General features: G+C 68.8%; 13 protein-coding genes. 11 read left to right on the top strand and 2 right to left on the bottom strand.

What is annotated here, in order from left to right; translation table 11 throughout:
- The 10 genes from iolB to Rai3103_RS04075 all read left to right on the top strand — a co-directional run bounded on the left by iolB (nt 1) and on the right by Rai3103_RS04075 (nt 12,352).
- On the top strand, nt 1–894 hold the full coding sequence (gene iolB, locus Rai3103_RS04120; RefSeq protein ID WP_153571516.1) for a 5-deoxy-glucuronate isomerase: 894 nt from the start codon (nt 1–3) through the stop codon (nt 892–894).
- Between the two features lie 5 nt (nt 895–899).
- Nucleotides 900–2,801 carry a 3D-(3,5/4)-trihydroxycyclohexane-1,2-dione acylhydrolase (decyclizing) gene (gene iolD, locus Rai3103_RS04115; protein WP_153571515.1) on the top strand — a complete coding sequence of 634 codons (1,902 nt, stop codon included), beginning with the start codon at nt 900–902 and terminating at the stop codon, nt 2,799–2,801.
- 27 nt (nt 2,802–2,828) lie between these two features.
- Nucleotides 2,829–4,322 carry a CoA-acylating methylmalonate-semialdehyde dehydrogenase gene (locus tag Rai3103_RS04110; protein ID WP_153571514.1) on the top strand — a complete coding sequence of 498 codons (1,494 nt, stop codon included), beginning with the start codon at nt 2,829–2,831 and terminating at the stop codon, nt 4,320–4,322.
- Nucleotides 4,323–4,513: 191 nt separating this feature from the next.
- A complete protein-coding gene (locus Rai3103_RS04105) occupies nt 4,514–5,713 on the top strand; it encodes a Gfo/Idh/MocA family protein (RefSeq protein WP_277873014.1) in 1,200 nt (399 codons plus the stop codon).
- A gap of 71 nt (nt 5,714–5,784) precedes the next feature.
- Nucleotides 5,785–7,440, top strand: a complete 1,656-nt coding sequence (locus tag Rai3103_RS04100; protein WP_228489288.1) for an MFS transporter — start codon at nt 5,785–5,787, stop codon at nt 7,438–7,440.
- A 179-nt stretch (nt 7,441–7,619) separates the two neighbouring features.
- Entirely contained in the window at nt 7,620–8,102 is a 483-nt protein-coding gene (locus Rai3103_RS04095) for a Gfo/Idh/MocA family protein (protein ID WP_153571511.1), read from the top strand.
- Between the two features lie 46 nt (nt 8,103–8,148).
- Nucleotides 8,149–9,015, top strand: coding sequence for a sugar phosphate isomerase/epimerase family protein (locus Rai3103_RS04090; protein ID WP_153571510.1), 867 nt, complete (start codon nt 8,149–8,151; stop codon nt 9,013–9,015).
- An 18-nt stretch (nt 9,016–9,033) separates the two neighbouring features.
- Complete coding sequence (locus tag Rai3103_RS04085) at nt 9,034–10,020, top strand: LacI family DNA-binding transcriptional regulator (protein WP_153571509.1); 987 nt, start codon at nt 9,034–9,036, stop codon at nt 10,018–10,020.
- 99 nt (nt 10,021–10,119) lie between these two features.
- Entirely contained in the window at nt 10,120–11,328 is a 1,209-nt protein-coding gene (locus Rai3103_RS04080) for a Gfo/Idh/MocA family protein (RefSeq protein WP_422396021.1), read from the top strand.
- Between the two features lie 25 nt (nt 11,329–11,353).
- Nucleotides 11,354–12,352, top strand: coding sequence for a sugar phosphate isomerase/epimerase family protein (locus tag Rai3103_RS04075; RefSeq protein ID WP_153571508.1), 999 nt, complete (start codon nt 11,354–11,356; stop codon nt 12,350–12,352).
- 77 nt (nt 12,353–12,429) lie between these two features.
- Here Rai3103_RS04075 and Rai3103_RS04070 read toward each other — a convergent pair whose 3' ends face one another.
- Together Rai3103_RS04070 and Rai3103_RS04065 are read right to left on the bottom strand one after the other, a co-directional pair.
- Nucleotides 12,430–13,437: a Gfo/Idh/MocA family protein gene (locus Rai3103_RS04070; protein WP_153571507.1), complete on the bottom strand. Its 1,008-nt coding sequence runs from the start codon at nt 13,435–13,437 to the stop codon at nt 12,430–12,432.
- A 31-nt stretch (nt 13,438–13,468) separates the two neighbouring features.
- Nucleotides 13,469–14,419 (bottom strand): sugar phosphate isomerase/epimerase family protein, encoded by a 951-nt coding sequence (locus tag Rai3103_RS04065; RefSeq protein ID WP_153571506.1) that lies wholly within the window; start codon nt 14,417–14,419, stop codon nt 13,469–13,471.
- Between the two features lie 159 nt (nt 14,420–14,578).
- On the opposite strand from Rai3103_RS04065, the gene Rai3103_RS04060 reads away from it, so the two are divergent.
- The gene (locus Rai3103_RS04060) at nt 14,579–15,583 is read left to right on the top strand and encodes a LacI family DNA-binding transcriptional regulator (protein WP_153571505.1); all 1,005 of its coding nucleotides are present in this window, start codon (nt 14,579–14,581) and stop codon (nt 15,581–15,583) included.
- Nucleotides 15,584–15,709 lie beyond the last annotated feature (126 nt).

The raw sequence follows: 15,709 nt of genomic DNA, 5'->3' as shown, positions 1-15,709 counted from the left end.
ATGCCTGTCAGCGACAACGACCGTTACGTGATCCGCGCCGGGCAGACCGGCCACGACGCGTACGAGACCGACCTCACCGTTGAGCGGGCCGGCTGGGAGTGGTGCTCCCTGCGCGTCCTCGCCTTGCCGGCCGGCGGCCGCCAGGAGGTCACCTCCGGCGAGGCAGAGTTGCTGGTGCTGCCTCTGTCCGGCGGCTGCCGTGTCGAGGTGGCCGGCGAGGCGTACGACCTCACCGGCCGCCCCGAGGTGTGGACCGCCGTCACCGACTACCTCTACGTCCCGCGGCACACCACCTTCGTCGTCTCCAGCGCGGACGGCGGGCGCTTCGCCCTGCCGGCCTCGAAGGCCACCGCCGACCTGCCGATGCGCTACTGCCCGGTCGGTGAGGTGGTCACGACCCTGCGCGGCACCGGCGACTGCTCGCGCCAGGTGAACAACTACGCCCTCGGCAACACCGTGCAGACCTCCCACCTGCTCGCCTGCGAGGTGCTCACCCCGGGCGGCAACTGGTCCTCGTACCCGCCGCACAAGCATGACGAGCACACCGAGGTCGAGCGGATCCTCGAGGAGATCTACTACTACGAGGTCCGCCCCGCCGCCAACGGCACCACCGGGATGGCTCTGCAGCGGATCTACCCGTCGCCGGGCAAGCCGATCGACGTCTGTGCCGAGGTGCACAGCCGCGATGTCGTGATCATGCCGTACGGCTACCACGGCCCCTCGGTCGCGGCCCCCGGCTACGACCTCTACTACCTCAACGTGATGGCCGGGCCGGCCGAGGACTCGACCTGGCTGATGACCGACGACCCCCACTACACCTGGCTGCGCCAGGAATGGGAGACCGGGGAGGTCGACCCCCGGCTGCCGATGACCCCACTGAACCCGCAGGAGTGACCAGCATGGACGACATCAACCAGACCGTACGACTCACCGTCGGCCAGGCGATCATCCGGTTCCTGGTGAACCAGTACGCCGAGCGTGACGGCGTCGAGGAGCGGTTCATCACCGGGGCGTTCGGCATCTTCGGCCACGGCAACGTCGCGGGCATCGGCCAGGCGCTGCTGCAGAACGAGGTCGACCCGGAGCCGGACGGCGGCGCCATGCCGTACTACATGCCCCGCAACGAGCAGGGCATGGTGAACGCGGCGGCGGCGTACGCCAAGGCGTCCAACCGGATGAAGGCGATGATGTGCACCGCCTCCATCGGCCCCGGTTCGCTCAACATGGTCACCGGCGCCGCGCTGGCGACGACCAACCGGGTGCCCGTGCTGCTCTTCCCGTCCGACCAGTTCGCCACCCGGCACCCCGACCCGGTGCTGCAGCAACTGGAGGACCCGACCACCCTCGACATCTCGGTCAACGACTGCTTCCGGCCGGTGGCCCGCTTCTACGACCGGATCAACCGTCCCGAGCAGCTCTTGCCGTCGCTGCTGAACGCGATGCGGGTGCTGACCGACCCGGCGGACACGGGCGCCGCGGTGATCGCCCTGCCGCAGGACGTCCAGGCCGAGGCGTACGACTTCCCGGTGAAGATGTTCGATCGCCGGGTGTGGCACGTGCGCCGGCCGGTGCCCGAGCCCGCCGCCCTGGCGCGGGCCGTCGCGCTGATCAAGGCCGCCCGTCGCCCGCTGGTGATCGCCGGCGGCGGGGTGATCTACTCCGAGGCCGCCGAGCAGCTGCGCGCCTTCGCCGCCGCCACCGGGATCCCGGTGGGGGACACCCAGGCCGGCAAGGGAGCGATCAACTTCGACCACCCCAGCGCTGTGGGTGGCGTGGGCTCGACCGGCGGTGACTCCGGCAACCACCTCGCCGATGCCGCCGACCTGGTCATCGGTGTCGGCACCCGCTACTCCGACTTCACCACCGCCTCGCACACGCAGTTCAAGAACCCCGACGTCCGCTTCGTCAACATCAACGTGCTGGCCTTCGACGCCGCGAAGAACTCCGGCGAGATGGTCGTCGCCGACGCCCGTGAGGCGCTGGTGGCGCTCACCGCCGCTCTCGAGGGCCACCACGTCGAGGAGTCGTACGCCGCGGAGATCGCCGCCGAGAAGGAGGCCTGGGCCGCCACCACGCAGGAGTGCTACCACCGCGACCACGGGCCGCTGCCGGCCCAGACCGAGGTCTTCGGTGCCCTGAACGAGCTGATGGGCGACAACGACGTGGTGATCAACGCCGCCGGCTCGATGCCCGGCGACCTGCAGGCGCTCTGGCAGGCCCGTACGCCGGTGCAGTACCACGTGGAGTACGCCTTCTCCTGCATGGGCTATGAGATCCCCGCGGCGATGGGCGTCAAGATGGCGCTGCCGGACTCCGAGGTGGTGGCGATCGTCGGTGACGGCACCTACCAGATGCTGCCGATGGAGCTGGCGACCATCGTCCAGGAGGGCCTCAAGGTCATCTTCGTGCTGCTGCAGAACCACGGCTTCGCCTCGATCGGCGCCCTGTCCGAGTCGCGTGGGTCGCAGCGCTTCGGCACCCGCTACCGCGCCGGGGGTGGGCGTCCGCACAACCAGGACGGCGAGATCCTCCCGGTCGACATCGCGGCCAACGCCGAGTCCTGGGGTCTGAAGGTGCTGCGGGTGCACTCGATCGCGGAGTTCCGTGACGCCTACTGCGAGGCGGTCGCCGGTGACCGCGCCGTGATGATCCACATCGAGACCGACCTCTACGGGCCGAACCCGCCGTCGTCGTCCTGGTGGGACGTCGCCGTCTCCCAGGTGTCGCGGCTGGAGTCCACCCAGCGGGCCTACCAGGACTACCTGCGCGACAAGCAGCCGCAGCGGGCCTACCTGAACTGAACACCCCCCATCCGAAGGAGTAGAGATATGAAGACGATCGAACAGTGGATCGACGGTGGCCCGTACCACGGTGAACCCGTCCGCCGGATCCCGGTCGAGAACCCCGCGACCGGCCAGATCGAGGCCGAACTGCTCGAGGCCTCCGTGGCCGACGTCGACCATGCCGTCCGCGTCGCCCACCGGGCCCAGCTCACCTGGCGTACGGTCTCGCTGGCCAAGCGGATGGACATCATGTTCCGGATGCGCCAGCTGGTCCTCGACCACCAGGACGAGCTGGCCACGGCCATCGTCAACGAACACGGCAAGACGTTCTCGGACGCCATCGGCGAGATCCAGCGCGGCCGGGAGACCCTCGACTTCGCCTGCAACATCGCCGCCGCGCTGAAGGGCGAGATCTCCTTCGACGTCTCGACCGGTGTCGACGTGCACACGCTGCGCCAGCCGGTGGGCGTGGTGGCGGGCATCGGCCCGTTCAACTTCCCGGTGATGGTGCCGATGTGGATGCACCCGATCGCCATCGCGACCGGCAACGCCTTCGTCCTCAAGCCGGCCACCCCGGCCCCGACGGCGTCGATGATCGTCGCCCGGCTCTACCAGGAGGCCGGCCTGCCCGACGGCGTCTTCAACGTCGTCGCGGGGGACAAGGACGTGGTCACCGCCCTGCTGGAGCACCCGCAGGTCGACGCGGTGTCCTTCGTCGGGTCCACCCCGGTCGCGAAGATCGTCCAGGAGACGGCGATGCGCCACGGCAAGCGGGTACAGGCGCTCGGCGGGGCGAACAACCACGCGATCGTGATGCCCGATGCCGACCTCGACCACGCGGCCCAGCACATCGCCGCCGCGGCCTTCGGTGCCGCCGGTGAGCGCTGCATGGCGCTGCCGGCCGTTATCGCCGTCGGTGGGATCGCCGACGACCTGGCCGAGCGGGTCCGTGCCCACGCCGGAACGTACGTGGTGGGTTCCGGCTTCGAGGAGAAGACGGACCTCGGTCCGGTCATCTCCGCGGCCGCCAAGGAGCGGATCACCGGGCTGATCGACGACGCGGAGCGCCGCGGCGCCACGATCGTCCTGGACGGCAGGGGGAGTTGTGTCGACGGCTTCGAGGGCGGCCACTTCCTGGCCCCCACGGTGATCAGCAAGGTGCCGCTCGACGCGCCCGTCTACACCGAGGAGATCTTCGGCCCGGTGCTGACGATCGGCGAGGCGGCGACGTACGAGGAGGCCATCACGCTGGTCAATGCGCAGCCGTTCGGCAACGGTGCGGCGATCTTCACCAATGACGGAGCCACCGCCCGCCGTTTCAAGCTCGAGGTGGAGGCCGGCATGGTCGGCATCAACGTCCCGATCCCGACCCCGGTGGCGTACTACTCATTCGGCGGCTGGAAGAACTCGCTGCTGGGTGACACGCACATCCACGGGCCGGAGGGGGTGCGCTTCTGCACCCGCGCCAAGGCCGTCACCGAGCGCTGGCCCGGCCAGACGACGCACGCCGCGACGACCTCCTTCGAACGGGAGTCGTGAGCACTGCCTCTTTGCTAGGACAAAACACCCGCTCAGCCCTCATGGCTGGGCGGGTGTGACGTTTTGCACACCCACATCGTCCTTGAAATGTCCTGAGAAGACTTAACTTTTGACAGTACATATGACATTCTTTTGACATGAGGTCACACCGCGGTGGCCCTGGCCGCCAAGGAGGGCGCGACGTGTCAGACGTGAACAGCACCGGCAGGACCCGGGTCGGTGTCGGGGTGATCAGCCTCGGCTGGATGGGACGGGTGCATGCCCGGGCCTACCGCGGCATCGCCGAACACTTCTCCGATCTCGAGGTACGACCCCGCCTGGTGTCCGCCTGCGACACGGTACCGGAGACCAGGATGGCCGCCGTCGAGTCCCTGGGGTTCCAGCGGGCGACCCCCGACTACCGCGAGGTGTTGGCCGATCCGGAGGTCGACGTGGTCTCGATCTGCGCGCCCAACTTCCTGCACCACGAGATGGCGCTCGCCGCCGTGGAGGCGGGCAAGTCGTTCTGGATCGAGAAGCCGATGGGTGTCTCCGCCGCCCAGTCACGCGAGATCGCCCTGGCTGCCCAGCAGGCCGGTCTGGTGAGCGCCGTCGGCTTCAACTACCGCCACACCCCCGCGATCGAGCAGGCCCGTGCGCTGATCCGCTCCGGCCGGATCGGGCGGATCACCAACGTCCGCGCCTGGCTGATCGCAGACTACGCCTCCTCCCCACAGGGCCCGCTGACCTGGCGCTACGAGCGCGACCGCGGCGGATCCGGGGTGATCAGCGATCTGATGAGCCACGGCGCCGACCTCGTCCAGTACCTGGTCGGGCGGATCGCCTCGGTCTCGGCGGTCTCGCAGACCTTCATCCCCCAGCGGCCCATCCCGACCAAGGTGGGCGTCGGGCACAGCGGCTGGGAGGTCTCGGACGAGAAGGGGACGGTGGAGAACGAGGACTGGGTCGCCCTGCTCGTCCGCCTGGAGAACGGCGTGGTCGGCACCCTCGAGGCCTCCCGGGTCAGCGTCGGCCCGCGCGCCGAATACATCATCGAGGTGTACGGCACCGAGGGCTCGCTGCGCTGGAACTTCGAGCACCTCAACGACCTCGAGGTCTGCCTCGGCCGTGACCGGGAGTTCCAGGGCTACACCCGGGTGATGGCGGGCCCGGACTTCCCCGAGTTCCACCGCTTCCAGCCCGGCGCCGGCACCTCGATGGGCTTCGACGACATGAAGTGCGTCGAGGCGGCCCAGTTCCTCCGCTCCTACGCCACCGGCCGGCAACTCGCTCCCTCGGCGGCCGACGGCTGGGCCGCCGCCGAGGTCGACGAGGCCGCCGTCGCCTCCGCCGCCGACGGCCGGTGGCACGATGTGCCCCGCGTCGACGGCACCACCACCTACGACCTCTGATCCCGTGCAAGCAGACGAAGTGCAATCCGACAAAGGAGTCCACCGTGCACAGCACATCCACCGATGAGGCGATCAGCCTCGACGTCACCCGCGACGAACTCCGCGGGCTCACCGAGCGGACACCCGCGTCCGGCAAGCATCGCTCGATCGGCGCCATCGCTGCCGTGGCCACCCTCGGGTCGCTGCTCTTCGGCTACGACACCGGCGTGATCTCCGGTGCCCTGCCGTACATGTACATGCCCAACGCCGCCCACGGCCTGCACCTGGGGGCCCTGGAGGAGGGCCTGATCGGCGGCACGCTGCTGATCGGTGCGGCGCTGGGTGCCCTCCTTGGCGGCCGGCTGTCCGACCGCTATGGGCGTCGCCACAACATCCTGATGCTCGCCGTGGTCTTCCTCGTCGGCGCACTCGGCACGGCGTTCGCCCCGACCCTCTGGGTGATGTACCCCTTCCGCTTCATCCTCGGCTTCGCGGTCGGCGGCGCCTCGGCCACCGTCCCGGTCTACCTGTCGGAGACCGCCCCCAAGCGGATCCGTGGCACCATCGTCGCCATCGACCAGTTGATGATCGTCGTCGGTCAGTTGCTCGCGTTCAGCTTCAACGCCGTCATCAACCAGGTCTACGGCGGTCCGCAGCTCACCGTCGCCGCCGATCCCAGTGGCCTGCTGAGGACCGGCACCCAGTCCTGGGACAACGTCGCCGGTCTGCAGAGCGCCCTCGGTGGGCCCCTCGACCCGACCGCGTGGACGGCCCACGTCAACCACCTGACCATCGCCGGCGGCAACGGCAACGCCTGGCGCCTCATGCTCGTCCTCTGCAGCATCCCGGCCGTGGCCCTGTGGCTCGGCATGCGGGCCATGCCGGAGTCCTCCCGCTGGTACATGGTGCAGCGGCGCTACTACGACGCGATCGGCGCCCTCAAGCGGGTGCGGGACCACCGTGACGGTGACGTCGTCGACGAGCTCAACGAGATGGTCGAGAAGGAGCGCCGCGAGGAGTCCCTGCCCAAGGGCACCTTCCGCGACATCTGGCAGACCCCGTGGATCCGTCGCCTCTTCCTGGTCGGCATCCTGCTGGCCGTCTGCAACCAGACCACCGGCGTCAACACCGTGATGTACTACGCGCCCAAGGTCCTTGAGTACGCCGGCCTCGGCACCTCCGCGGCGATCACCGCTCAGGTCGCGAACGGCGTGATGTCGGTGCTCGGCTCCGCGCTCGGCCTGTGGCTCGTCTTCAAGTTCCGCCGGCGCCAGATCCTGATCACCTGCATCGTCCTCGTCGCCGTCAGCATGTTCGCCATCGCCGGTCTGTTCACCGGGCTGATCCAGCCCTACATGGCCGCCGGCACCAAGCCGCCGGTGTACGCCCCGATGCTGGTCCTGGCGGCGATGGGCTTCTTCATGCTGGTCGTCCAGTCGTCCAACGGGCCGGTCGTCTGGACCATGCTCGGGGAAATGTTCCCCGCCCGGGTCCGTGGCATCGCGAACGGTGCCGCCGTGTTCTGCCTGTGGGTCGTCAATGCCATCATCACCTTCACCTTCCCGGCGATGATGAGCCATCTCGGTGGCGGTCTCACCTACTCCTTGTACGGCGTCGTGAACGTCATCGTGGCCATCGCCCTGTGGCGGTTCATGCCCGAGACCTCCGGCCGGTCCCTGGAGGAGCTCGAGGAACACCTCGAGGAGCTCTACACCAAGCCGGGTGACACGGTTCCCGAGCTGGTCTGATCCCCTCTTGTACGCGCCGAGGAGTCCCGCCGAACACGGCGGGGCTCCTCGTGCGTCTCCGGATGCAAGCTCTGTCACAAATGTCCTGATAAGACTTGGCTTTTGACAGGACATATGCGACTCTGGTGGTGCGAGGCCCACATCGAGGTGGCCGGACAGCCGAGGAGGGCTTGAGAGCAATGAACACGAACATCGGTGTGGGTGTGATCGGTCTCGGGATGAGGGGACGTCTGCACGTGCAGGCCTACCAGGAGGCCGCAGCGGGCCTCGCCGACCCGGAACCGCGTCCGCGACTCGTCGCCGCCAGCGACACGCACCTCGCCACCCGCCTGGAGGCGGTCGTCAAACTGGGCTTCCGACGCTCCACGCCCGAGTATCGGGAGGTGCTGGACGACCCGGACGTGGATGCCGTGTCCATCTGCGTCCCCGCGGCGCTGCTCCCGGAGGTGGCCCAGGCTGCCGTGGAGGCCGGCAAGCCGTTCTGGATCGACGGGCCCGAGGAGTCCTCGGCGCCCTGGCAGGAGATCGCCGTCGCCGCCGGGCAGACCGGCCTGGTCACGGCCACCACCGGCGGGCCTGCCACCGTCGAGCAGGCAGCGGACTTCCTGCGCTCGGTCACCGGCGTGCTCGCGGCCGAGCGATCCCCGTACGTCCAATCCTGAGCGCCGAACACCTTCCACGAGCAACCAGCACCACAGGAGGCACCCCATGGTCGACATCGCACTCGACCCGAACATGTACTACCGGACGATGTCCACCGCCGACACCCTGCGCAAGGCCGCCGAGCTCGGGTTCGACTACGTCGAGCTCTCGCCCAACGCCGAGTTCCACTTCTGGCACCGCTACCCCAAGGCCGACGACGACTTCGTCGCCGACCTGCGCAAGGCCTCCCAGGAGACGGGCGTGAAGGTGCGGACGCTCAACCCGGTCTTCGACTGGTCCAGCGTCGACGAGCGGGAGCGTACGGCCCAGGTCCGCAACTGGCGCCGGCTGCTGGTGCTGGCGGATCAGTTGGACGTTCGTGAGATCACCTCCGAGTTCTCGGGCAACCCGAACACCCCCCGCGAGTGCGAGCAGCAGTGGTACCGCTCCATCGAGGAGCTCACCCCCGACTTCGAGCGGTACGGCATCCGGCTCAACATGGAGGCCCACCCGTACGACTTCGTCGAACTCCATGACGACGCGTACGGGGTGGTCCGCGGGACCAACCTGGACTGGATCGGCTACGAGTTCTGCTGCCCGCACGCCTTCCACCTCTCCGACGGGGAGGGTGACGTGGAGCGGATGATCCGCTCGAGTGCCAAGAAGCTGCGCGAGGTGCACGTGGCCGACGCGTTCAACCATCGAGCCAACGACGGCAACCGCTACATCATCAACCCACCGGGTGTCGACGCGCGGGTCCACCAGCACAACGAGATGGGCCTGGGCGAGGTGCCCTTCGACCGCGTGTTCGCCACGCTGAAGGAGGTCGGCTTCGACGGCGTACTGTCGGTGTGCGTCTTCGGCTGGCACGAGCGGGCCGACGACATCAACCGTCGGATGCTCGCCAGCCTGCGCGAGGAATTCGCCGCCTGACACACCAGGAGACCCAAGGTGAACGACCCCACCCAGAGCGACGTGGCGCGCCGGGCCGGAGTCTCCCGTGGCCTCGTCTCGCTGGCGCTCTCCGGGTCCACCCGGGTGGCCCCCCAGACGCGTCGACGGATCGTCGCGGCCGCCGAGGAGCTGGGTTACACCCGCAACCTCGGGGCCGCGTCGCTGGCGTCCGCCCGCTCGCCGATCGTCGGGGTGGTGTTGCCGAACCTGCGCAACCCCTTCTTCGAGGCCGTCGTCGAGGCGATCCAGGAGGCTGCTCGGGGGCACGCACTGCTGCCGCTGGTCGCCACCGCCTCGAACGACGACGCGCTCGAGCGTTCCGTGGTCGGCCGCTTCCAGGAGCTCCGAGCTGCCGGCGCGGTGCTGGTCTCCCCCTTCGCCCCGGCCGCCACCCTCAGCGCATATGCGGAGCTGCTCCCGGTGGTCACTGTCGGCAGTGAGGCGCTGTCGCCGGGCGTCGATGCCGTCCATGTCGACGAGGCCGCCGCCGCGGAGCTCTTGGTCGACCACCTGCTTGCTCGCGGCTACCGCGAGATCATCCATCTGTCACCGCGTGGTCAGGAGGCCGACCCGTCGGTGTCGGTGCGTCGGCGTGAGCAGGTGCGAGCGATGGCTGCCCATGGGCTGAGCACGCGCATCCTGGAGGCCGAGGATGACGCCGGCGAGGTCGTCCGGCGCCTCCTCGCCGAGGATCCCCCCGACGTGCCCTGGGCGATCACCGCCCACAACGACCTGATGGCCATGGATGCGGTGGCCGCGCTGCGCGCCGCGGGCGTGGCGGTCGGCCGCGACGTCGGTGTCTGTGGCTTCGACGACACCTATCTCGCCGGCCGGGCGGAGTTCTCGCTGACCTCGGTGGACCAGCATCCCGCGCTGCTGGGGGAAGCGGCACTCGACCTGTTGGTGGCCCGCCAGGCCGATCCGACGCGTCCCGGGCAGGAATGCGTCATCGCACCCCGGCTGTCGGTGCGGTCCTCAACGTGACCTTCATGACAGGTCAAATCTGGAATTGACAGGTTGTCTGATCCGGGTTGATAGTGGACACATCAGCGTTAACGCGCGTCAACACCACGCGCAGTGTCAATGAAGACCCACTGGAGGACACATGTCTGCTCCCCTCTCCGTCGCCGTCATCGGTGCGGGAATGGCCGGCCGCACCCACGCCAACGCCTGGCGCCAGGCCGGGACCATCTACGCCCCCGACGCCCTCCCGCCCGTCCGGCTCACCGCCATCTGCGACGCGTACGCCCCTTCGCCGAGGACGCCGCGAAGAGCTATGGCTACGAGCGGGCCGAGACCGACTGGCGCCGGATCGCCGAGGCCGACGACATCGACGTCGTGTCGATCGTCGTCGCCAACCGGCTCCACCGGGAGATCGCGGAGGCCCTGACGGCCGCCGCCAAGCACGTGCTCTGCGAGAAGCCGCTCTCCGACACCCTGGAGGACGCCAGGGCGATGGCCGAGCTCGAGGCCGCCGTCGATGTCGTGACCGGCATCGGCTTCGGCTACCGCCGCCAGCCAGGCATCGCCCAGATCGCCCGGATGGTCCAGGAGGGTGATCTCGGCACGCTCACCCAGTTCAACGGCACCTACTGGTGCGACTACGGCGCGGATCCCGCCGTCCCGATCGCCTGGCGCTACAAGGGCCCGATGGGTTCCGGCGCGCTGGGCGACGTCGGCTCACACATCACGGACCTGGCCGAGTTCATCTGCGGCCCGCTGGTGTCGGTGTCCGGAGCCCAGATGGCGACCATCATCACGCATCGACCCCCGGCCATGGAGGGGATCTCGGGCGGCCGTGGGGCCACCACGGCCGCCGAGGCCACCGAGGTGGTCGAGAACGACGACATCGCCCTGTTCAGTCTGCGTTTCGCCAGCGGCGCCGTCGGGACGATCTCGGTCTCCCGGGTCGCCTTCGGCTGCCCCAACAACCTCGCCTTCGACGTGCTCGGCACCGGCGGGAAGGTCCGCTTCGACATGAACCGTGCCGGTGAGATCCAGGTCGACGACACGGCCCCGCGGGCCGGTCTGCGCGGTCCTCGACAGGTCCTGGTGGGCACCGACTTCCCCTACTTCCAGGACGGCTCGTCGATGGCCTTCGGCGGCGTCGGCGTCACCCAGATCGACCAGTTCGTCTACCAGGCGCGTGCCTTCCTCGACCAGGTCGCGGGCGTCGACGAGGGGCTGGCCCCCGTCCCGACCTTCGCGCACGGCTACCGCGCGATCCGCATCCAGGACGCCATCGCCCGCTGTGCCTCCGCGGACGGCGCGACCGTCGCCATCGACTTCTGACCTGACAACCTCAAAGGAACCCATCATGTCGCTCAATCTCGCCGCCTACACCGCCTGCCTCCAGGACCGCGCCCTGCCCGAAGCCCTCGATGTGATCAAAGGGACCGGCCTGACCGGTGCCGAGGTCAACGTCGGCGGCTTCATCCCCTCACCCCACTGCCCGGTCGACACCCTGCTCGTCTCGCAGTCGGCGCGGGACGACTACCTGGGCATCTTCGCCGACAAGGGTCTTCGCCTGGCCGGACTGAACAGCTCGGGCAATGCGCTGTCCCCGCTGCCCGACCAGGGCCCCCGGCATGCGTACGACCTGCGTCGCGCCATCGAACTCGCCCCGCTGCTGGGGGTGAAGGAGATCGTCTGCATGTCCGGGGTTCCGGGCTCCGACCCCGGGGCAGCCTATCCGTCCTGGGTCGTGAATCCCTGGGACGGCGTCTACCTCGAGGTGCTCGAGTACCAGAAGAGCGTCGCCGACCCCTTCTGGAAGGAGATGGACAAGCGGGCCGCCGACGCCGGGGTCACGCTGGCCTGGGAGCTGCACCCGCACAACCTCGTCTTCACCCCGGTCGGCTTCTTGGAGTTCGTCGAGCGCACCGGGACCAGCAACATCGCGGTCAACATGGACCCCTCGCACCTGATGTGGCAGGGGATGGACATCGTTGCGTCGATCAAGCTGCTGGGGGACCACATCGCCCACGTGCACGCCAAGGACACCCGGATCGAGCCCGGGGTCGCGGCTCGTGGCGTCCTCGACCCGAACTTCGGCCCGGTGCCGGAGGAGCCGGCCAAGCGGACGAACACCGGTTCCGACCACTACTGCTCGCAGTGGCCCGCTGACCCGGCCTGGCGCTTCGTGGCCGTCGGGCAGGGCCACGACACCGCGTGGTGGACGGAGTTCCTGCGAGCCGTGGCCGAGATCGACCCGGACATGAACGTCTCGATCGAGCATGAGGACGGGGCCTTCTCCCGCGAGGAGGGCCTGCAGCGGAGCGCCCGCACCCTGCTCGACGCCGCGGCGGCCATCTGACCGCTGAGAGTATGGATCACCCCCGGCAGTCTCTCGTCCCAGACCGCCGGGGGTTGTTCGTTGTCCGTCCGGAGTGCTCAGGCGTAGAACGCCGGCTTCTCGATCATCGCGACCTCGACCTCGCGGCCGCCGTCCTCCAGGGACGCCAGTGCGGCGTCGACGACGCAGGTGGCGGCGTAGCCGTCCCAGGACGTCGAGCCGGTGTGCTCGTCGCGCTCGACGGCGCGGATCCACTGCTGGACCTCCTGGTTGAAGGCGTCGTGGAAGCGGTCGATGTGGCTGCCGCAGACGGCGTGGCGCTCCCCGGCGGCATCGCGGGTGATGGTGTGGTTCTGGTCGCCCAGCCGTACGGTGCCCTGCTCCATCACCAGCTCGCACTCGATCGAGTAGCCGAAGTGGATGTTGACGTTCACCTCGTCGTCGATCAGCACGCCCGACTCGGTTGTGGCCACCAGCACCAGCGGGTCCTGGAGGTGCTCGAACCGGTGCGAGGTCGCCCGCGGGGTGTCGACGCGGACCTTGACGATCTCCTCACCGAGCAGGTAGCGGCAGATGTCGATCTCGTGGATCGCGGTGTCGTCGATCATGTTCCGGGTCGTGTAGCCCTCCGGCACCGTGGGGTTGCGGTGGCGGCAGTGCAGCAGCGTGGCATAGCCGAGGTCGCCGCCCTGCAGGGTGGCGCGCATCTCGTTGTAGCCGGGGTCGAACCGGCGCATGAAGCCGACGGTGACCAGCTTCTTGCCGACCTTCTCCTCGGCCTCCATGATGCGGAGGGCGTCCTCGGGGGTGGTGGTCAGCGGCTTCTCGCACAGGACGTACTTGCCCGCCTCGACGGCTGCGAGGACGTCGGGGGCGTGCACCTTGCCGAAGGTGGCGATGAGCACCGCGTCGACCTGCGGGTCGGCGATCAGCTCGGCACCGGTCGCGTACGCCGTGGCGCCCAGCGGCTCGGCGACGGCCTTGGCGCCGTCGAGGTTGAGGTCGGCCACGGCGACGATGCGCCCGCCGGCCAGTTCCTGCTCGATGCGCTCCACGTGGGCGCGGCCCATGCCGCCGGCGCCGATGAGTCCGATACGTACGGTCATTGTCGTGTTCCTTCTGGTCGTGATGCCGGTGTCACTTCAGGCCCAGGCCGCACTCGGCCAGGTAGTTGCGCATGTTGACGGCGTTCTGCTTCGGGAAGCCCGGCTCGCAGGGGTAGCAGTCCTGCTCACAGATGCAGTAGATGTCCTTGTCCAGCTCGGCCAGGGCGTCGACGAAGGCGTGCATCTCCGGCAGACCGGCGGGCGGGCAGACCGAGGCGCCCTTGGTGACGGCCTCGCCGAACGGCCAGTCCTTCTCGTGGGCCTCGCGGGTGATGTCCTCGTCGAAGGCCTTGATGTGTACGTAGGTGATCCGCTCGGGGAACTTCTTGACCAGCTCGACCGGGTCGCCGCCGCCGTAGACGATGTGACCCGAGTCGAGGCACAGGTTGACGTACGTCGGGTCGGTCGCCTCGAAGATGCGCGCGATCTCGTCGGGGGTCTCGATGTGGGAGTCGCCGTGGGGGTGCAGCACCATCTTCAGGCCGTAGTCGTCGAGGAGCAGCTTGCCGAGCTTGTTGGCGTTCTCGACGTAGAGGTTCCAGGCGCTGGGGGACAGGACGCGGTCGTCGGTCCACTCCCAGGTCTTGTCGTCGCGGTAGAGCGGGGGGAGGTGGACGATGTACTCGGCACCGACGGCGGCGTGGGTCTCGGCGATGGCGCGGAAGGTCTTCTCGGTCTCGGCCCAGGCCTCGGCCTTGTGCAGGATGCCCCAGCCGGTACCGGCGACGACCTTGAGGCCGAACTCGCTGGTCCAGCGGGCAAGCTCCTTGGGGTCGTCGGGGAAGTAGCCGAACGGGCCGGTCTCGATGATCTCGAAACCTGCCTCCGCCATCTCCTGCATGGCGCGGCGGGGATCCATCTGCCGCTCGTCCCGGGGGAACCAGACACCCCACTGATCGGGGCAGACCCCGATCGCCAGCTTGGAGTAGCGGGGGTTGTCAGTGTTGCGCGCCCGAGAGGTCGCCGTCGTCGTGGAGGTCATCGTCCTCACATCTCCTCGTCGTTGAGTGCTCCCATTTGGAGCGTGCCAACAGCGTAATCGCGTTCGCGGAGCTTTGTAAAGTCAAAGTGCTCGACCAGAGGTCAAATGATGGTGTGTGCCCTGTCACGGTAGGCTGATCACCCGACGAAAGGGAAGCGCATGGCGACGGGAACCCGGCCCACCCAGGTGGATGTCGCGCGCCTTGCCGGCGTGTCACGACAAACGGTGTCACTCGTGGTGCTCGGTGATCCCCGGGTCTCCGCTGTCCGCCGTCGCGCCGTGCAGGAGGCGATGGAGCAGCTCGGCTACCGGCCGAACATCGCGGCCCGAGCGTTGGCGACCAGGCGGACGGGCTTCGTCGGCATCTCGCTGTCCGACCTCGGCAACCCCTTCCACGCCGATCTCGTCGAGGAGCTGCGCCGCCATTGTGAGGCGGCCGGACTGATCCCGTTCATCGCGCCGGTGGGGGAGGAGCCCGAGGAGGAGTCAGTCGCCGTGGGGCGGTTCCTCCAGATGGGCGTCGACGGGCTCATCCTGGTCTCACCGCTGGTGCCCGATCGTGAACTGGCGGACATCGGCCGGCAGGTCCCCACGATCCTGGTCACCCGCAATCATGGCCCCGCAACGGTCGACCTGGTGCACACCGACGACCCTGAGGGCGCCCGGCAGGCGGCGAGCCAGCTGATCGATGCCGGTTACGACCCGGTGGTCTACGTGGGGTTCGAGCGCGGTGTGAACGGTGATTCGTCCGAGGCGCGGCGCCGCGGCTATCGGGCAGCGATGGCGGAGGCGGGCCGTGAGCCCGTCGAGGTGCACGTCGACCTGACCCCGAAGCCGATGCTGGCCGAGCTCGTCCGTCAGTACAGCGCCGGCCTGGGGCTGTGCTGCCACAATGACCGGATCGCCCTCGAGGCCCTCGGGGTGCTGGCGGAGTGGGGACTGGAACCCGGCCGGGAGGCGGGGGTCACCGGCTTCGACAACACGACGATCGCCGGCTACCCCGGGGTCTCCTTGACCAGTGTCGACCAGGCCACAGGCGAGATGGCCCGGCGGGTCGTCGAGCTGATCGGGCAACGACTGGACGGGCGGGTCGAGCGTGCCGAGGTCGTGGTGCCTGCTCGCCTGGTCGTACGGCGGTCCAGCGGGCAGCGCCCGGCCATGTGAATCCCTTTTCGCGATATGTCTGGACAAAGAAAGGGTGATGGGCATATGGTCTCCGCATTGGAGCGCTCCAAGTTCCCCAGGCGCTCACGACTCAACGAGGAGTTCTCTCGATGGCGACGACACCGG

This window comes from Raineyella fluvialis (genome assembly GCF_009646095.1).
In the GTDB taxonomy this organism is placed as follows: domain Bacteria; phylum Actinomycetota; class Actinomycetes; order Propionibacteriales; family Propionibacteriaceae; genus Raineyella; species Raineyella fluvialis.
Note: the sequence above shows the minus strand (reverse complement) of the source record. Positions and strands in the feature narration are given on the sequence as shown.

Excerpts from the sequence above, each read along its gene's own strand:
- iolB (WP_153571516.1), top strand. The coding sequence starts at position 1 with ATGCCTGTCAGCGACAACGACCGTTACGTGATCCGCGCCGGGCAGACC.
- iolD (WP_153571515.1), top strand. The coding sequence starts at position 900 with ATGGACGACATCAACCAGACCGTACGACTCACCGTCGGCCAGGCGATC.
- Rai3103_RS04110 (WP_153571514.1), top strand. The coding sequence starts at position 2,829 with ATGAAGACGATCGAACAGTGGATCGACGGTGGCCCGTACCACGGTGAA.
- Rai3103_RS04095 (WP_153571511.1), top strand. The coding sequence starts at position 7,620 with ATGAACACGAACATCGGTGTGGGTGTGATCGGTCTCGGGATGAGGGGA.
- Rai3103_RS04090 (WP_153571510.1), top strand. The coding sequence starts at position 8,149 with ATGGTCGACATCGCACTCGACCCGAACATGTACTACCGGACGATGTCC.
- Rai3103_RS04080 (WP_422396021.1), top strand. The coding sequence starts at position 10,120 with ATGAAGACCCACTGGAGGACACATGTCTGCTCCCCTCTCCGTCGCCGT.
- Rai3103_RS04075 (WP_153571508.1), top strand. The coding sequence starts at position 11,354 with ATGTCGCTCAATCTCGCCGCCTACACCGCCTGCCTCCAGGACCGCGCC.
- Rai3103_RS04070 (WP_153571507.1), bottom strand. The coding sequence starts at position 13,437 with ATGACCGTACGTATCGGACTCATCGGCGCCGGCGGCATGGGCCGCGCC.
- Rai3103_RS04065 (WP_153571506.1), bottom strand. The coding sequence starts at position 14,419 with ATGACCTCCACGACGACGGCGACCTCTCGGGCGCGCAACACTGACAAC.
- Rai3103_RS04060 (WP_153571505.1), top strand. The coding sequence starts at position 14,579 with ATGGCGACGGGAACCCGGCCCACCCAGGTGGATGTCGCGCGCCTTGCC.